This is a genomic window from Kosakonia sp. Marseille-Q7440 (assembly GCF_965119485.1).
Genome location: NZ_CBCPLT010000001.1, coordinates 1917450 through 1933083, shown reverse-complemented (window position 1 = coordinate 1933083; position 15634 = coordinate 1917450). Strand labels below are relative to the sequence as shown.

18 protein-coding genes are annotated in these 15634 nt (G+C 55.0%); 8 read left to right on the top strand and 10 right to left on the bottom strand.

What is annotated here, in order from left to right:
* Positions 1 to 263 precede the first annotated feature (263 nt).
* Positions 264 to 1367: a cobalamin-independent methionine synthase II family protein gene (locus ACWPW2_RS08970; RefSeq protein WP_454122512.1), complete on the bottom strand. Its 1104-nt coding sequence runs from the start codon at positions 1365 to 1367 to the stop codon at positions 264 to 266.
* A 186-nt stretch (positions 1368 to 1553) separates the two neighbouring features.
* Entirely contained in the window at positions 1554 to 1964 is a 411-nt protein-coding gene (locus ACWPW2_RS08965; RefSeq protein ID WP_312118941.1) for a rhodanese-like domain-containing protein, read from the bottom strand.
* A gap of 67 nt (positions 1965 to 2031) precedes the next feature.
* Between ACWPW2_RS08965 and ftrA the strand changes: the two genes are divergently transcribed.
* Both ftrA and mgtS read left to right on the top strand, forming a co-directional pair.
* Complete coding sequence (gene ftrA, locus ACWPW2_RS08960) at positions 2032 to 3036, top strand: transcriptional regulator FtrA (RefSeq protein WP_454123616.1); 1005 nt, start codon at positions 2032 to 2034, stop codon at positions 3034 to 3036.
* 107 nt (positions 3037 to 3143) lie between these two features.
* Positions 3144 to 3236: a protein MgtS gene (gene mgtS, locus ACWPW2_RS08955; protein ID WP_023481773.1), complete on the top strand. Its 93-nt coding sequence runs from the start codon at positions 3144 to 3146 to the stop codon at positions 3234 to 3236.
* 572 nt (positions 3237 to 3808) lie between these two features.
* Here mgtS and ACWPW2_RS08950 read toward each other — a convergent pair.
* Positions 3809 to 4231, bottom strand: a complete 423-nt coding sequence (locus tag ACWPW2_RS08950; protein ID WP_454122509.1) for a hypothetical protein — start codon at positions 4229 to 4231, stop codon at positions 3809 to 3811.
* A 50-nt stretch (positions 4232 to 4281) separates the two neighbouring features.
* Complete coding sequence (locus ACWPW2_RS08945) at positions 4282 to 4500, bottom strand: hypothetical protein (protein ID WP_023481553.1); 219 nt, start codon at positions 4498 to 4500, stop codon at positions 4282 to 4284.
* A gap of 744 nt (positions 4501 to 5244) precedes the next feature.
* On the opposite strand from ACWPW2_RS08945, the gene ACWPW2_RS08940 reads away from it, so the two are divergent.
* Positions 5245 to 5478 carry a hypothetical protein gene (locus tag ACWPW2_RS08940; protein ID WP_235180465.1) on the top strand — a complete coding sequence of 78 codons (234 nt, stop codon included), beginning with the start codon at positions 5245 to 5247 and terminating at the stop codon, positions 5476 to 5478.
* Positions 5479 to 5624: 146 nt separating this feature from the next.
* Here the strand turns inward: ACWPW2_RS08940 and dcp are convergent, their stop codons facing one another.
* Positions 5625 to 7670 carry a peptidyl-dipeptidase Dcp gene (gene dcp / locus ACWPW2_RS08935; RefSeq protein ID WP_454122505.1) on the bottom strand — a complete coding sequence of 682 codons (2046 nt, stop codon included), beginning with the start codon at positions 7668 to 7670 and terminating at the stop codon, positions 5625 to 5627.
* 185 nt (positions 7671 to 7855) lie between these two features.
* Between dcp and ydfG the strand changes: the two genes are divergently transcribed.
* The 3 genes from ydfG to ydfZ all read left to right on the top strand — a co-directional run bounded on the left by ydfG (position 7856) and on the right by ydfZ (position 9750).
* Positions 7856 to 8605, top strand: a complete 750-nt coding sequence (gene ydfG / locus ACWPW2_RS08930) for a bifunctional NADP-dependent 3-hydroxy acid dehydrogenase/3-hydroxypropionate dehydrogenase YdfG (RefSeq protein ID WP_023481428.1) — start codon at positions 7856 to 7858, stop codon at positions 8603 to 8605.
* Positions 8606 to 8695: 90 nt separating this feature from the next.
* Positions 8696 to 9382 (top strand): GntR family transcriptional regulator, encoded by a 687-nt coding sequence (locus tag ACWPW2_RS08925; RefSeq protein ID WP_454122503.1) that lies wholly within the window; start codon positions 8696 to 8698, stop codon positions 9380 to 9382.
* 164 nt (positions 9383 to 9546) lie between these two features.
* Positions 9547 to 9750 carry a putative selenium delivery protein YdfZ gene (gene ydfZ / locus ACWPW2_RS08920; RefSeq protein ID WP_023481798.1) on the top strand — a complete coding sequence of 68 codons (204 nt, stop codon included), beginning with the start codon at positions 9547 to 9549 and terminating at the stop codon, positions 9748 to 9750.
* Positions 9751 to 9802: 52 nt separating this feature from the next.
* On the opposite strand, the gene ACWPW2_RS08915 is transcribed toward ydfZ, so the two are convergent.
* The 5 genes from ACWPW2_RS08915 to ACWPW2_RS08895 form a co-directional block, all read right to left on the bottom strand.
* Positions 9803 to 11266: a mannitol dehydrogenase family protein gene (locus ACWPW2_RS08915; protein WP_454122501.1), complete on the bottom strand. Its 1464-nt coding sequence runs from the start codon at positions 11264 to 11266 to the stop codon at positions 9803 to 9805.
* Positions 11267 to 11413: 147 nt separating this feature from the next.
* Positions 11414 to 12802, bottom strand: coding sequence for an MFS transporter (locus tag ACWPW2_RS08910; protein WP_023481735.1), 1389 nt, complete (start codon positions 12800 to 12802; stop codon positions 11414 to 11416).
* A gap of 54 nt (positions 12803 to 12856) precedes the next feature.
* Positions 12857 to 13873 (bottom strand): Zn-dependent oxidoreductase, encoded by a 1017-nt coding sequence (locus ACWPW2_RS08905; protein ID WP_454122498.1) that lies wholly within the window; start codon positions 13871 to 13873, stop codon positions 12857 to 12859.
* 11 nt (positions 13874 to 13884) lie between these two features.
* Entirely contained in the window at positions 13885 to 14085 is a 201-nt protein-coding gene (locus ACWPW2_RS08900; RefSeq protein WP_454122496.1) for a hypothetical protein, read from the bottom strand.
* Positions 14086 to 14205: 120 nt separating this feature from the next.
* Positions 14206 to 14532, bottom strand: a complete 327-nt coding sequence (locus ACWPW2_RS08895) for a YnfA family protein (protein WP_454122494.1) — start codon at positions 14530 to 14532, stop codon at positions 14206 to 14208.
* Positions 14533 to 14666: 134 nt separating this feature from the next.
* Between ACWPW2_RS08895 and ACWPW2_RS08890 the strand changes: the two genes are divergently transcribed.
* Together ACWPW2_RS08890 and speG are read left to right on the top strand one after the other, a co-directional pair.
* On the top strand, positions 14667 to 15005 hold the full coding sequence (locus tag ACWPW2_RS08890) for a DUF1283 family protein (protein WP_054803885.1): 339 nt from the start codon (positions 14667 to 14669) through the stop codon (positions 15003 to 15005).
* 50 nt (positions 15006 to 15055) lie between these two features.
* Positions 15056 to 15616 (top strand): spermidine N1-acetyltransferase, encoded by a 561-nt coding sequence (gene speG / locus ACWPW2_RS08885; RefSeq protein WP_023481559.1) that lies wholly within the window; start codon positions 15056 to 15058, stop codon positions 15614 to 15616.
* Positions 15617 to 15634 lie beyond the last annotated feature (18 nt).

Genomic DNA, 15634 nt, shown 5'->3' with positions numbered 1-15634 from the left:
ATGGATGGCGGACAGAGGCGAACCGAGACATGGACTCGTTCCAGCATGGAACGAGTAAGTCGAGTCGAGCCGGCCGCAGTCAGGCTCGCGGGAGGTGAGCGCAGTGCGCAGCACCGATTTCCTCGCGGGGCCGCGGGGATTGACAAGGGGAGCGCGGCCGCTCCCTTTGTCCCGTTCACCGCATAAGAGATTAATGAAACTCCCCAACGCCTGGTGAACGGAACCCTTTCACAAATGCCAACCCCATTGCCGGATGGCGCCTGTTACCACACCTGCTCGGCGATACGGGTCACCAGGCGGACTTTCTCCCACTGCTGCTCTGGCGTCAGGGAATTGCCCTCTTCGGTTGAGGCAAAACCGCACTGCGGGCTGAGGCAAATCTGGCTGATATCAACATACTTCGCCGCTTCCTCAAGACGTGCTTTCACTCCCTCCGGGTTCTCAAGCTCACCGTTTTTAGTGGTGATCAGGCCCAGCACAACCTGCTGTTTACCCGGACGCACAAAGCGCAGTGGCGCAAAGTCACCGGAACGATCGTTGTCGTACTCGAGGAAAAAGGCATCAACATTAACGCCGCCGAACAGCACTTCCGCCACCGGCTCGTAACCCCCTTCGGAGATCCAGGTCGAGCGGAAATTACCGCGGCAGACATGCAACCCGATGGTCAAATCTTCCGGCTTACCCTCCAGCGCCTTGTTCAGTACGCGGGCGTAAATGCGTGCCAGCTCCTCCGGGTCGTCACCACGGGCGACAATCTGTTTGCGCTGATCGTCAGAGCAGAGATAGGCCCAGACGGTATCGTCCAGTTGCAGATAACGGCAGCCAGCATCATAAAACGCGCGGATCGCATCACGCCAGGTGGTGGCGAGATCGTCAAAATAGGCATCCAGCTCGGGATATACCGTCGCGTCGATCACCTTACGGCCGCCGCGGAAGTGGAGCACGCTCGGGCTGGGGATAGTCATTTTCGGCTGCGCATCGCCGCTGATACTCTTCAGGTAACGAAAATCTTCCAGCATCGGGTGGTCTTTAAAACGGACTTTGCCCGTCACGCGCACACCGTGTGCTTTGGTCTGCACGCCATTGAACTGGATCCCCTGCTCGGCCTCAAAAAGCTCGACGCCCTCCAGCCCGGCAAAGAAATCAAAATGCCACCAGGCGCGGCGAAACTCGCCATCGGTCACCACGTGCAGACCGCAGGCGCACTGCTGTTCCACCACATGACGAATCTCTTCGTTTTCAACATGACGCAGCTGATCGGCGCTGATTTCACCCTGCGCAAACTGCTGACGCGCCTGCTTAATGGCGTCGGGACGTAAAAAGCTGCCAACTACGTCTGCACGGAACGGGGCCTGATGTCGCTGCATAATTCTCTCCTTATGCGCCGTGGCAGATGGTTGCCCGGCGTGATAATTCATTATTTGAATATTTAGACTTCTGGACGGCTAAATGTCCAAACAAAATGTCACACCGGGGCAACGGCGGCAAACGAGAAAATTTCACGTGCCATGAAAAAAATTCATGTTCGATGCAGAAAAGTGAAAAATTTCGGGTCAGGCGGCGTGCTCTATCCCGCTGGCGAAGCTAAAACCTTCATCTTGCCAGCCGGTAATGCCGCCGATCATGATCTTTACCGCCAGTCCAAGACGCGCCAGCTTAAGCGCTGCGAAATCCGCGCCGTTGCAGTGCGGGCCAGCGCAGTAGACCACAAACAGCGTGTCGGCGGGCCATTCCGCCATTCGCTCCGGCGTGATGGTGTTATGAGGCAGATGGATTGCGCCGGGCAGATGGCGACGCGCAAACGCATCCGGGCTGCCGACCACATGCAGTAAGACAAAATCTTTCTCGTTATGGATCAGGGCGTGGTGCACGTCCGCGCAGTCCGTCTCAACGCTCAGGCGGTGCATAAAGTGGCTGGCGGCTTCTTCCGGGGAGGCGGCGGGAATATCGGTTACATAGCTCATCGTCTTTTCTCCGTGGTTGTGTTAACACTAATCTAACCAAAACAGCGCGCCCTGAATGCGCCCTTCTCTGCCAGATAACACCAGGATAATGACAACTTTACGACACCCGACCGATCGCCATCGCGTGGTCGCCCTCGCCTATGATGGGCTCTGTACCTTTGAATTTGGCGTCGCCGTGGAAGTGTTTGGCCTGCCACGCCCGGAGATGGGCGATAAGTGGTATGACTTTGCCGTTGCCGCCGTTGATGATGGCGAACTGCGCGCCACCGGCGGCATTCGTATCATGACGGCAGGCGGCCTTGAACTGCTTGCTGAGGCGAATACCGTGGTGATTCCTGGCTGGCGCGGCGCCGATCAGCCGGTGCCACCCGCGTTGTGCCGTGCGTTACAGGAAGCCTGGCAGCGCGGCTGCCGGATTATCTCGATCTGTTCTGGGGTGTTTGTGCTGGCGGCCGCCGGGTTACTCAACGGCCGCAAAGCCACCACGCACTGGCGCTATACCGACCTGTTACGTGAACACTATCCGGCCATCGTCGTGCTGGACGACGCTCTCTATTATGACGAGGGCAATGTGATGACCTCGGCGGGCAGCGCGGCGGGCATCGATCTCTGTCTGCACGTGGTGCGCGAGGATTTTGGTATTGAAGCGGCTAACAGCGTCGCCAGACGGCTGGTAGTGCAGCCTCACCGCGACGGCGCGCAAACTCAGCACCTGAGTCGCCCGGTGGCGCGTACGCGTGAAAGCCGTCAGCTCGGCCTGCTGTTTGATTATCTGCACCAGCACCTGGCGGGCAACCATACGGTCGCCGCGCTGGCGCAGCGCACCGCCATGAGCGAGCGCACTTTTCTGCGCCGTTTTCAGGAAGCCACCGGCACCACGCCCGCGCGCTGGATATTGCAGGAACGGTTGCTGCGCGCGCAGTCACTGCTGACGCAAACGCGGATGAGCATCGAGCTTATCGCCCGTCATAGCGGGTTCGCTAACGCCGCCTCGCTGCGCCACCATTTTCAGCAGCAGCACGCACTGTCGCCTGCGGCGTACCGGAAAAAATTTACCGAAGCGGTGAATTAATTCACATTATTAAGCGTTTGTTGATATTTAGCAGGCTATTATCTCTCCATTGCAGCGATAAAATTTTCAAGTGAGGCAAATCAGTGAAATAAATGGAGAGGTACAAAATGGGAAATATGCATGTATTTATGGCGGTTCTGGGCATTATTTTGTTTTCAGGTTTTTTAGCCGCTTATTTTAGCCATAAATGGGACGATTGATGAACGACGATAATCCCCCACCGCGACGGCTTCTTACATTATGTGTAAGAAGCCGTTTTTGCTTTATCTGGCGCAAAAAAAAACCGCCGGTTATGGCGGTCAATGCTTGCATGGATAGATTTGTGCTTATTGTTACACGCTAACTCAGTTTTCAATGTTAACGGGCTGATGTCACTTTACCAGTTACAACCTCAACAGAACCTAAACAATGCCCGGCCTGAAGCCTGCAACAGGCGAAACCATCGAAACGATTGCCTGACATAAACTGACCTTTTTCTTTGAAAATAAAGAGGATATATCCCTTTTAACCTAATGGGCGTGTTAGGCTGGTTTTTCAATTCCACAGACCGGAGGGGTTATCCCCAATCTAAAATTTACGTGCCCGGTTTGCAGTAGCCATAAGTTTACCTTTACTACCTATTGTTCCGATAAACTTCCCTCGCACGGCGCAATTTGCTCAGTGTGCGGCGCGCGACTTACTGCGTTAACCTGTATTCCTGCACTCAGAAGACGGCGCTGGCCGAAACACGTTTTATAAAAATGGGGCCTCTTTTCCGGCCCCGTTTTTTTGTTTACGCGTTTTTTGCTTTGCCTAATGAAAAACCACTAACCTTCGCAATATGCACCCGTAATATTGTGCCCTTTACGCTCGTCCAGCCGCCATTACCTGTCAACCATGATGGATCTTTAATATGCAGGTAATTAAGCGGAATCTCATGCTCGTCGTCGACGCGGTAATCTTCTGCCAGCTGATCGAAAAAAGCGGCGATAGGATTTTTAATATCCTCATCACCGGCAACAGAACGAATCGCCTGCGCCGTTGACAGCGCATACTCTTCACCTGATACCAGTTCACCTGCCACTACCTGACCGCCAACCACCAGCGTGACCACCATGCTTGCGCCAAGGTTTGCGCAGGAGACCAGATGCGACAGCGCGCTGTCCTGCGTGCTGATGGTCGGCGTAGCGGCTGTTACTTCACGTTCTGTTTCCATCGATACCTCCACATACAGGCAGAAAAAAACCGCCCGCAGGCGGTTAGGGTTTAATGAAACTTGCGAATAGCTTGCTCCGTCTCCTGCTGGGTGACCAGATCGGAGAAACGGGCGACGAAGTAGGTCTCGCCGTCGAGCTCCCAGGGCTCGATCGGGATTTCCAGAAAAGCGCTTTGCTCATTTTTAAAGGTGACCGATTTGGCGTTATCTTCCACGGACACCTGCTCAACCTTACCACCGGCGCGAATTACCACTACATTTTTGGTCATGTCGGTTACCTCAGTTGCTTAAATTGCCTTCGACATTAACACAGCCATGCTCATCATGCCTGCACCATGCCATAGATTGTTAAGCGCTAAAAATTAGGTCCTATAATTTGGCTTAATGAGAGGGATAACGCTACGGCGGGAAACGTGAGGTGGACCACACTTTCGCAATTGTGTGGGTATAAAAAGGCGGCAAAAAGCCAGAGACCGGCCAAATAACCCGTCTCTGGCTAAGGATATTTCGGTGATGCCGGGTGCCTCCCGGTGAGTGCGCGCCAGCCCGCACAACTCGCTTTCACCCCAAAAGATGTGGCTGGTAGCCCCTCCGCGTAGGGGGATTCATCACCACGTTTAACGTTATTAAGCGAAGGGAGATCGGTCAATGCTCATGCGGGTTATGTAAGTTTTTAAAGCATAAACCTTTATCGCAAGGCGGCCTCGCTCACTGCTCTTCATCGCGCAGCACGTAGAATCCCGCGATTTCAATTTTTGATAAAGAATAAAGGTCTTCTGGTCGATAACGGTTAACAGGAAACGTTCACGAACGCTGACAGGGTCAAACCGGACAGGTCAGTGTTCAGCGCCTTTTCACAAAACTGCTGTGGGCTGTACCGTTTAGCGTTAATCGTTTTCAGAAATGGCTTGTCCGTTTTAGACACGTCGCGTGGCGTTAACTTATTCAGGTAGTCTCGACAGAACGTTTTTTAACCAATCGATATGATGCATCAAAGCATTTCTTAAGGAGAGATGATGAAGACAACCGAAGAAACGATTAACGATCTGCAGTGTCGCGCTTTAGCTTATGAAGTCATTTTCCAGTCCATCTTCTCTGAGCTGCCGCACGTGTTCATTGAAAGAGCCGCTGAGAAGATTGAAGGTAACTTCAAAGCTTTCGAATCAGGCACCCATTCTGAAGCAGGAAAAGCCAAGCTTGATGCGGCGAAAGCTGTCGTTTCGCGGATCATGGGAACAAAGATTTAACCGCCTTGACATGTAGCTGATGAAGTCGTGCGGTTTGAAACAATGCTCTTAATTTACGGCTGCCAGTTGCATCTGCTATCGACGGAACCGCTTGAGCATAAAAAAACCGGGCATCTCGCCCGGCTCTTTTTCCATCCCGCGAAGGCTTACTCGCTTAAGCCACGGTTTTTCAGCATCGGCTCGATCTGCGGATCGTGCCCGCGCCACTGGCGATAGAGCTCAGCTAAATCGGTACTATTGCCGCGGGACAGAATGGCGTCGCGGAATTTCTGCCCATTTTCACGGCTCAACCCGCCCTGCTCAACGAACCACTGATAGCCGTCATCGGCGAGCATTTGCGTCCATAAGTAGGCGTAATAACCCGCAGCATAACCGCCGCCGAAGATATGGGAAAAATAGCTGCTGCGATAGCGCGGCGGTACGGCGGCCAGGTCGAGCTTCTCTTTGGCGATAGCCTGTGCTTCGAAGCTTGCCACATCGTTGACTTCTGCATTCGCCGCCAGCCCATGCCAGTTCATATCCAGCAACGCCGCGCTCAGCAGTTCGGTCATGTCGTAACCTTTATTAAACTGCGTGGCGCGCAGCATCTTGTCGCGCAGGGCATCCGGCATCGGCTCGCCGCTTTGGTAGTGGCGAGCGTAATGGGCAAACACCTGCGGCTGGCTGGCCCAGTGCTCGTTGATCTGCGACGGGAACTCAACAAAATCGCGCGGCGTGTTGGTCCCGGAGAGGCTGGCGTAGCGCTGGCTGGCGAACAGCCCGTGCAGCGTATGGCCAAACTCGTGGAAAGTTGTAATCACCTCATCCCAGGAGAGCAGCGCAGGCTGCCCATTGGCCGGTTTCTGGTAGTTGCAGACGTTGTAGATAACCGGCTGCGTGCCGTTAAGCGTCGACTGCTCGATAAAGTTCCCCATCCAGGCGCCGCCGCTTTTCGAGTCGCGGGCAAAGAAGTCGCCATAGAAGAGCGCCAGCCCGCGATCGTCAGCATCAAAAATCTCCCATACCCGCACGTCCGGATGATAGACCGGGATATCAAACCGTTCTTGAAAGCGGATGCCGAACAGTTGGCTTGCTGCCCAGAAGACCCCTTCCGTTAACACTGTGTTCAACGCGAAGTAGGGTTTAATCTGCGTCTCATCGAGATCGTATTTCGCCATGCGAACCTGTTCCGCGTAGAAAGCCCAGTCCCAGGCCTGCGCGGTGAAGCCACCCTGCTGGTTATCGATAACCTGCTGAATATCTGCCAGCTCACGTTCAGCGCGCGCACGGGCAGCCGGCGCGATATTGCGCATAAATTCCAGTGCCGCCTGCGGCGTACCGGCCATCTGATCGGCAATCTTCCAGCTGGCGAAATCATCAAAGCCGAGCAGATGCGCCTGCTGAGCACGCAACTGTGCCAGACGCAGCACCAGCGCGCGGGTGTCGTTGGCATCGTTGCGCTCGGTACGCAGCCAGCTGGCTTTAAACAGATTCTCTCGCGTCTGACGATCGCGCAGTACGGCCAGCGCCGGTTGCTGTGTGGTGTTAAGCAGTGTTAACAGCCAGCGATTTTCCAGCCCTTTGGCTCTCGCCGCTTCGGCGGCATGCTCAATCTCTTCAGCGCTCATGCCGTCGAGTTGGCGGACATCGTCCACCACCAGACCGCCTGCTTTATCCGCGGCCAGCAGGCGCTGATTGAACTGGCTAATCAGCGACGCTGCTTCAGTATTAAGCGCTTTCAATGTCGCTTTATCCTGCTCATCCAGCATCGCGCCCGCCAGCACAAATCGCTGATAGGTCACTTCAACCAGACGCGTTGATTCAGCGTCGAGGTTCGCGGTATCCAGGCTTTTCCATACCGCTTCAACGCGGTCAAAAAGCTGTTCATCAAGATAAATGTCGTTCGCCAGCCCGGCTAATTCCGTGGAGAAGGCCTCATCAAGCTGCTGGAGGAAATCATTGGTGTCTGCCGAGGTCATGGCAAAAAAGACGCTGGTCACGTAAGTGAGCAGGGCACCGCTCTGCTCCAGCGCCAGGATGGTGTTGTCGAAATCCGCCGGCGCGCTATTTTGCGCGATCGCCGCAATCTGCTCGCGTTTTTGTCGCATCCCTTCATCAAAGGCCGGGCGATAGTGCTCCTGCTCAATAAGATCGAAAGGTGGCGCCTGATACGGTAGCGGGCTGGCAATAAAAAAGGGATTGGTGACCGACATAGTTTGCTCCTGAATGCGGTAAGTCTCCTCAGAGTAGGCATCCGCCGCGCGCGGCGCAATGCTTTCTCGTCCCTGCACAAGCCACCATTTTTTGCCACACTCTTTAACAGTCAAAACTTGTATTGCCGCCTCTGTGCGGTGCATGCTATGTCACGACATCACAAAAATCGTTGAGGAACAAAGAGATGATTATTCTTGTTACCGGGGCAACCGCAGGGTTTGGCGAGAGCATTACCCGCCGCTTTATTCAGAATGGCCACCACGTGATCGCCACCGGCCGCCGTCAGGAGCGTCTGCAGGAGCTGAAAGAGGAGCTGGGCGAGAATCTCTACACCGCGCAGCTGGATGTGCGTAACCGCGCGGCGATCGACGAGTTTATCGCCGCCCTGCCCGCGCAATGGCGCGAGATTGATGTGCTGGTCAATAACGCCGGGCTGGCGCTCGGCATGGAGCCCGCCCACAAAGCCAATGTGGATGACTGGGAAACGATGATCGACACCAACAATAAAGGGCTGGTCTATATGACCCGCGCCGTGCTGCCGGGAATGGTTGAGCGCAATCGCGGCCATATCATCAACCTTGGATCAACGGCCGGTAGCTGGCCTTACGCGGGTGGCAACGTCTACGGCGCGAGCAAAGCCTTTGTGCGCCAGTTCAGCCTCAACCTGCGCACCGATCTGAGCGGTACCGCAGTGCGTGTCACCAATATCGAGCCGGGTCTGGTTGGCGGTACCGAATTCTCCAACGTGCGCTTTAAAGGCGATGACGATAAAGCGACTAAAACCTACGAAAACACCACCGCGCTGAGCGCGGAAGATGTGACCGAAGCGGTGTGGTGGGTGGCGACACTGCCGAAGCATGTCAATATCAACACACTTGAGATGATGCCGGTCAGCCAGAGCTACGCCGGTCTGAGCGTGCACCGCCAGAGCTGATGCTTCCCGCCCGGCCTGCGGGCCGGGTATGGGATGTGCGCAGAAACAATGGTATGGTAGCCGGGTTAACCCTTTAAAAAGTAAGAGCGAATGGCCTCCGAAACGCAACTCAATCCTACGCAACCCGTTAATCAACAGATCTACAGCATCCTGCGAAGGGATATTGTCCACTGCCTGATCCCACCGGGCACCCCGCTCTCGGAAAAAGAGGTGTCGGTGCGTTTTGACGTCTCGCGCCAGCCGGTGCGTGAAGCTTTTATCAAACTCGCGGAAAACGGCTTGATTCAGATCCGCCCCCAGCGCGGAAGCTACGTTAATAAAATCTCGCTTACACAAGTGCGCAACGGTTGCTTTGTCCGCCAGGCGATAGAGTGCGCCGTGGCCCGCCGCGCCGCGCTGATGATAGATGACAGCGCCTGTTATCAGCTTGAGCAGAATCTCCACCAGCAGCGGATCGCCATTGAGCGTAAGCAGCTGAACGATTTCTTTGAACTGGATGATGATTTTCACCACAAGCTGGCGCTGATCGCTGATTGCCAGCTGGCGTGGGATACGATTGAAAACATCAAGGCGACTATCGACCGCGTACGCTATATGAGCCTCGATCACGTTTCACCCCCGGAGATGCTGCTGCGCCAGCACCAGGCCATTTTCGAGGCGCTGGAAAAGCGCGACGCCGATGCGGTTGAAAATGCCATGACCCTGCATCTGCAGGAGATCAGCGAATCGGTTAAAACCATTCGCCAAGAGAATCGCGACTGGTTCAGCGAAGAGTAACTCCCCTCTTTTCCCCTTATCAGGTCACCTTTTTTGCCGGAAAAAAGTGTGACCTTGATCAAAAGCAAAAACTCATCATCTCAGTGGCGTATTTATAGGGCGTCCGTTTTGGGGCCATCTTCTGCCCCGGTTCGTTTTATGGATATTATCAAGGAGAAACCATCATGATGACTTATGACCGTAACCGTAACCCTATCACCACCGGCTCACGCGTGATGATTAACGGCACTGGCCGCACTGGCAAAATTGTCGCTATTCACGCCGAGGGATTAAGCGCTGAAAAAGTGCGCCGTAACAAAACGGTGGAAGTGGAAGGGTGCGAAGGCAAATTCGAGCCGGTAGAGCTTATCCGCCTCGGCCTGCACTGATAGGCAAAACGTGATGAGGATGAATGCCGCCGCCGCGGCATTCATTATTGAGTTACAGCCCGGCAGCAAACTGCGCGACCGTCGCTCTTGCCCCTTTCGCCAGCAGCATCTGATACGCCTTTTGCACCTGCGCGACAAACGCTCTCTCTTTCGGCAACTCACGGCCAAAGATCGCCTCTATGCCCAGCAACGCCTCTACGCGAGCTTCCCCTTGTGTACTGCTGTTCACTGCCTGCTGAATCACAGCCAGCAGCGGATCGCACACTTCAATGGCCTGCCCCTGCTCGTCAACGCCACCGACATAGCGCATCCAGCCCGCGATACCTAACGCCAGCAGTGAGAAATCACTGCCCTGCGCCAGATGCCAGCGCACAGAATCGAGCATCCGCTGCGGCAGCTTCTGACTGCCGTCCATGGCGATCTGCCAGGTACGGTGGCGCAGCGCGGTGTTGCTGTAACGCGCAATCAGCAGATCGGCGTAATGCGCCAGATCGACGCCTTCGACTTTCAGCGTCGGCGCCTGTTCGCGCAGCATCAGCGCATGCGCGGCGCGGCGGTAATGTTCATCTTCCATGCACTCATTGATGTGCTGATAACCTGCCAGATAGCCGAGATAAGCGAGGAAGGAGTGACTGCCGTTCAGCATGCGCAGCTTCATCTCTTCAAACGGCACCACATCGCTCACCAGCTCAGCCCCCGCTTTCTCCCATGCCGGGCGGCCTGCGACAAAGTTATCTTCAATCACCCACTGGCGGAACGGTTCACAGGCGACGCCCGCCGGATCGCGCACGCCGGTAAGCTGTTCGATCTTCTCAAGGGTTTCCGCCGTCACTGCCGGGACGATACGATCGACCATCGTGGAGGGAAAGGTGACGTTCTCTTCAATCCAGCGCGCCAGCGCGGCGTCCACCGTGCGGGCATAGGCACAGACAACGTTGCGCGTAACGTGGCCGTTTTCCGGCATGTTGTCGCAGGACATCACGCTGAACGGCGGTAAACCTGCGGCTTTGCGACGCGAGAGCGCTTCGACAATCACCCCGGCGGCGGATTTTGGCTGATGCGGGTTTTGCAGATCGGCTACGATCAGCGGGTGATCGAGCATCAGTTCCCCGGTCGCCGGTGAGTGGCAGTAGCCTTTCTCGGTGATGGTCAGCGAAACAATGGCGACCTGCGGCTCACACATGGCATCCAGCACCGTTTCCAGCCCGTCTACCTGCGCATGCAGCGCGCGTTTCGCCACGCCAACCACGCGCGCGGTCCACGCATCGGCGGACATCTCCGCCACGGTGTAGAGATTATCCTGCTGTTTCAGATCGGCAATCTGCTGCTCGCCGCCGATAAGATTAACTTCGCAGTAGCCCCAGTCGCTGCCGTGCTCTGCGGCGAGAATATCGGTGTAGACCGACTGATGCGCGCGGTGAAACGCGCCAAAACCAAGATGCACAATGCGCGCAACCAGGGTGCTGCGATCGTACTGAGGTAACGTGGCTTTCGCCGTTAACAGCCTGTTTTCCATGGTGAGACTCGTCTTATTAAATGAAACAGTGGTTCACTAGATTAAGGCGTAGCGCAAACCCGACTATGATTTGCGACAGGATTTGCTGACTGCACCAACTAGAATGGTAACCAAATGTGTCTTATGCCTGAGTAAAAATGGTTCAACTCAGACGTAGTGGCGAGAGGCTACAGGCTGCGCTGCGCTTTGGTTCTGGCTTTGAGGTTCGGCGGCGTCTTGCAGAATACTCAAATCACGGTCGCGTACTTCCGGCATCAGCACGGCAGAAACGAGGCCAATCACCGAGTAAGCCATTAACATCACCGCGATTGGCCACCACGCACCGGTCATATTACAGAAGATACCCGCCAGCACCGGCCCGAAACCGACCGCAATCAGACCACCCGCCTCTTTTGAGATCGCCATGCGCGTGAAGCGGTTACGCGAGCCAAACATCTCCGCCATGGTGATGTTCTCCAGCGCGAACAGCCCCAGTACGGCGATATTATGGATAACGATGATCGACAGCATAATCACGCCGGGCGCGTAGCTTTTATCGACAATCACCGCCATCATTGGCCAGGCAAGAAGCACCGATGAAACGCAGAGACAAATATAGGGCAAACGGCGACCCACTTTATCCGACAACCAACCGAGCAGCGGTATGGTGATAAAACCAATAATCGAGCTAATCATTAACGCATCGGTGGGGATGCGCTTCTCAAACAGCAGCGTCTGCACCAGGTAGCCTGCGAGGAAAGTCTGAATCAGACCGGAATTACCCGCCTGACCAAAACGCAGCCCCGTCGCCAGCCAGAAGGTTTTACTGCTGAACATCGCACCCAGGCTAGTCTGCTCCGGGGCGATCTTCGCCGGGGAGTGTTCGCCTTCATGCACCTGTTCAAACACCGGGCTCTCTTTCAGGTTCAGACGTAACCAGATGGCGAACAGCATAACCACCACGCTGGCAATAAAGGGAACACGCCAGCCCCAGGCCAGCAGCGCTTCACGATCGAGCGCAAAGAACATGATCGCCCAGATGGCAGTGGCGCTCAGCGTACCGCAGTTGGTGCCCATCGCCACCAGCGAGGAGATGATGCCGCGCTTACCCTTCGGCGCATATTCGGCAAGCATGGTGCCGGCACCAGAAATTTCTGCCCCGGCGCCAAAACCCTGAATGATGCGCAGCGTCACCAGCAGCACCGGTGCGAATATGCCAATCTGCGCGTAGGTCGGTAATACGCCAATCAAGGTCGTACAGATACCCATCATGGTGATGGTGATAAAGAGCACTTTTTTACGCCCGATGCGATCGCCCATTTTGCCAAAGACAAATGCGCCGATAATTCGTGCGATATAGCCCGCTCCGTAGGTGCCCATCGCGAGGATGAGTGCCATCGCAGCGGACTGCTCCGGGAAGAAAATTTCATGAAAAACCAGCGCCGCGCCGAGGGAGTAGAGCTGGAAATCCATAAATTCAAGGGCGGTGCCCAGCCAGCCGGACACCGCCGCCTTCACCAGGTCCGAGGTCGTTCTTTCAGCTTTTACGTCAGTCATAATCGCCTTCTCAATCGTGTTGAATGCGTACGCCTGCAACGCACTTATTGTTATTTAATTGAACGTTAATAAAACCTTGCAGCAGCGACGCTGGTCTTTTTCAAACAGTTCAATTGCATCTGTGACGTGGTGATACGCAAATTTATGCGTCACCAGTTTGCCCGGGTCGATAAGCCTGCGCGCCAGCCAGTCGATAACCACCGGGAATTTATTGGCGTTGAGCCGGGAGGAGAAAATCGACAACTCTTTACCGGTAATGCCCTGCTGGACAATGGTGCTGGGCTCGCTGGAAAAACCCATTATCACGATGCGCGCCGCGGGCGATGCCAGCGCAATCGCCTCCGGCAAAATCGACGGATGACAGGCGGCATCGATAATTAACGTCGGTTTGATGCCAGCCTGTGTCAGCACCTCGGGCAGCGCTTGCTGGCTGTTGTTAATCACCCGATCGGCCCCGCTGCGCTGCGCCATCGCCAGCCGCTCATCGATTCGGTCAACGACGATGACCTGCTTAACGTTGTAGACCCCTTTCAGCACCTGCAACGTGGTCAGCCCCATCGGCCCTGCGCCGTAAATCAGCGCCACATCATTTTCGCCGGGCTGAACCTGGCCGGTAACATTTGCGGCGATGGTAAAGGGCTCAACCATCACGGCATCTTCGTCGGAAATCGTGTCGGGGATAACCCAGGCGTTGCGTGCCGGAACCGTTGCATATTCGCTAAAGCCACCATCGCGGTGGACACCGAGCACCACCAGTTCGGTACAGACATTCGGTTTACCGACTGAACAGGGGTAGCAGTGGCCACAGCTGATCACCGGATCGACCGCCACCCGCTCACCAATACGTGAAGGTGAAATGCCTTCGCCAACGGCATCAATCAGCCCGAAGAATTCATGACCAATAACCCGCGGATATCTGGCGAACGGATTATGCCCGCGATAAATATGGCTATCGGAGCCGCAAATCCCGGCGAGCTTAATGTTGACGCGCACCTCCCCGGCAGCGGGCTCTGGCAGAGGACGTTCAGCAAGGATCAGCTGATTAGGTTGTTCAATTACCACACTTTTCATAGAGATATCCTTTATGACCGGTTCCACAACGAGCCAGACAGGCCATTCAACGTTGGGCAAAGATAAGAGTCAGGTGTTGAGATGAAGCCGCGATGGCGACCGCCAGGCGAGGCGTCGCCCGGCCTAATCAGGCCGTTATCGGGGCAGTGATGCGGTGAGAAACGTTGGCACTCCGCCAGGCTGGCGCAGCGTTTTACAGGTGTAATTTTCATCGGAAATCCCTTACATCAAATGAATGTGTTGTAAGGGAACTTACGGAAGGTGGCAACTACCATACAAGTATAACGATCGAAATTTACGCGTTCGATCACAGAACTTTAACACTTACCTTCTCAATTACGTGACCACCCTGCGACGATGATCAACATACCGCACAGAGCAATCCCTGCGCCCAGCCAGTCATAAACGGTCAGTTTTACCCCTTCGACAACGCGCAGCCAGAGAAGCGCGGTGCAGACGTAAACCCCGCCGTAAGCGGCATAGACGCGCCCGCTGGCAACCGGATGCAGCGTCAGCAGCCAGACAAAAAGCGCCAGTACGATCGCGGCAGGAATCAGCAGCAGTGGTGAGCCGTCGCGTTTTAGCCACAGCCAGGGCAAGAAACAGCCTACAATTTCACACAGAGCGGTGACAAAAAAGAGCAGCGTAATTTTCAGCATAGTCAGGTCGTTTATTGAAAATAGGTTGAACCATCTTACCTGATAATGCTCTTACAGTCGGTTTCGCCCCGGTATGCTGGCAGGCGGAGATCGCTTAGAATAGAGACGTTTTTCCTCACTTAAGGACCATTGCCATGACTTCTACACTTAGCAAACGCCTGTGCCTGACCGCAATGCTGACGCTGGGTGCCATTGTGTACACCACTTCCGCACTGGCTGAAACCAACCGTCTGGTGATCGAATCGGGCGACAATGCGCAGTCCCGTCAATCCGCCGCGATGGAAAAAGAGCAGTGGAACGATACCCGCAGCCTGCGCCATAAAGTCAATAAACGCGTAGAGAAAGAGTGGGACAAAGATGATGTCGCCTTCGATGCGCGCGACAACTGCCAGAAAAGCAGCAACCTGAATGCGTACTGGGAACCCAATACCCTGCGCTGCCTGGATCGCCGCACCGGGCGTGAAGTTCAGTAATCTCGTCGGGCGCGTGCTGCGCCCGCCTTCATCTCAGAGAAAGGATTTTTATGAGTGACGACTATCCTGTCCGGCTTCGCCCGCTTGAGCGCGAAGACCTTCGTTTTGTCCACCAGCTCGACAACAACGCCAGCGTAATGCGCTACTGGTTCGAAGAGCCTTATGAAGCTTTTGTAGAACTCTCCGATCTTTACGATAAGCACATCCACGATCAAAGTGAGCGCCGTTTCGTCGTCGAGTGTAATGGCACCAACGCCGGTCTGGTGGAACTGGTTGAAATTAACCATGTGCACCGCCGCGCGGAGTTTCAAATCATTATCTCGCCGGAATTCCAGGGCAAAGGGCTGGCGTCTAAAGCCGCTAAGCTGGCGATGGATTATGGTTTTACGGTATTAAACCTCTATAAGCTCTATCTCATCGTTGATAAAGAGAATGAGAAAGCGATTCACATCTACCGCAAGCTGGGTTTTCAGGTGGAGGGGGAATTAATTCATGAGTTCTTTATTAATGGCGAATACCGCAACACCATCCGCATGTGTATTTTTCAGCAGCACTATCTGCAGGAACATAAAACCAGCGGCAGTACGCTGTTAAAACCCACCGCGCAATAAGCGCGGTGAGCGGACAGC

Bases quoted from the DNA above. Each gene is read 5' to 3' on its own strand.
- ACWPW2_RS08965 (WP_312118941.1), bottom strand. From the start codon at position 1,964: ATGAGCTATGTAACCGATATTCCCGCCGCCTCCCCGGAAGAAGCCGCC.
- ACWPW2_RS08900 (WP_454122496.1), bottom strand. From the start codon at position 14,085: ATGAAAATTACACCTGTAAAACGCTGCGCCAGCCTGGCGGAGTGCCAA.
- ACWPW2_RS08910 (WP_023481735.1), bottom strand. From the start codon at position 12,802: ATGACTGACGTAAAAGCTGAAAGAACGACCTCGGACCTGGTGAAGGCG.
- ACWPW2_RS08890 (WP_054803885.1), top strand. From the start codon at position 14,667: ATGACTTCTACACTTAGCAAACGCCTGTGCCTGACCGCAATGCTGACG.
- ACWPW2_RS08925 (WP_454122503.1), top strand. From the start codon at position 8,696: ATGGCCTCCGAAACGCAACTCAATCCTACGCAACCCGTTAATCAACAG.
- ACWPW2_RS08895 (WP_454122494.1), bottom strand. From the start codon at position 14,532: ATGCTGAAAATTACGCTGCTCTTTTTTGTCACCGCTCTGTGTGAAATT.
- ACWPW2_RS08950 (WP_454122509.1), bottom strand. From the start codon at position 4,231: ATGGAAACAGAACGTGAAGTAACAGCCGCTACGCCGACCATCAGCACG.
- ydfG (WP_023481428.1), top strand. From the start codon at position 7,856: ATGATTATTCTTGTTACCGGGGCAACCGCAGGGTTTGGCGAGAGCATT.
- ACWPW2_RS08915 (WP_454122501.1), bottom strand. From the start codon at position 11,266: ATGGAAAACAGGCTGTTAACGGCGAAAGCCACGTTACCTCAGTACGAT.
- dcp (WP_454122505.1), bottom strand. From the start codon at position 7,670: ATGTCGGTCACCAATCCCTTTTTTATTGCCAGCCCGCTACCGTATCAG.
- ydfZ (WP_023481798.1), top strand. From the start codon at position 9,547: ATGATGACTTATGACCGTAACCGTAACCCTATCACCACCGGCTCACGC.
- speG (WP_023481559.1), top strand. From the start codon at position 15,056: ATGAGTGACGACTATCCTGTCCGGCTTCGCCCGCTTGAGCGCGAAGAC.
- ACWPW2_RS08940 (WP_235180465.1), top strand. From the start codon at position 5,245: ATGATGAAGACAACCGAAGAAACGATTAACGATCTGCAGTGTCGCGCT.
- ACWPW2_RS08945 (WP_023481553.1), bottom strand. From the start codon at position 4,500: ATGACCAAAAATGTAGTGGTAATTCGCGCCGGTGGTAAGGTTGAGCAG.
- mgtS (WP_023481773.1), top strand. From the start codon at position 3,144: ATGGGAAATATGCATGTATTTATGGCGGTTCTGGGCATTATTTTGTTT.
- ACWPW2_RS08905 (WP_454122498.1), bottom strand. From the start codon at position 13,873: ATGAAAAGTGTGGTAATTGAACAACCTAATCAGCTGATCCTTGCTGAA.
- ACWPW2_RS08970 (WP_454122512.1), bottom strand. From the start codon at position 1,367: ATGCAGCGACATCAGGCCCCGTTCCGTGCAGACGTAGTTGGCAGCTTT.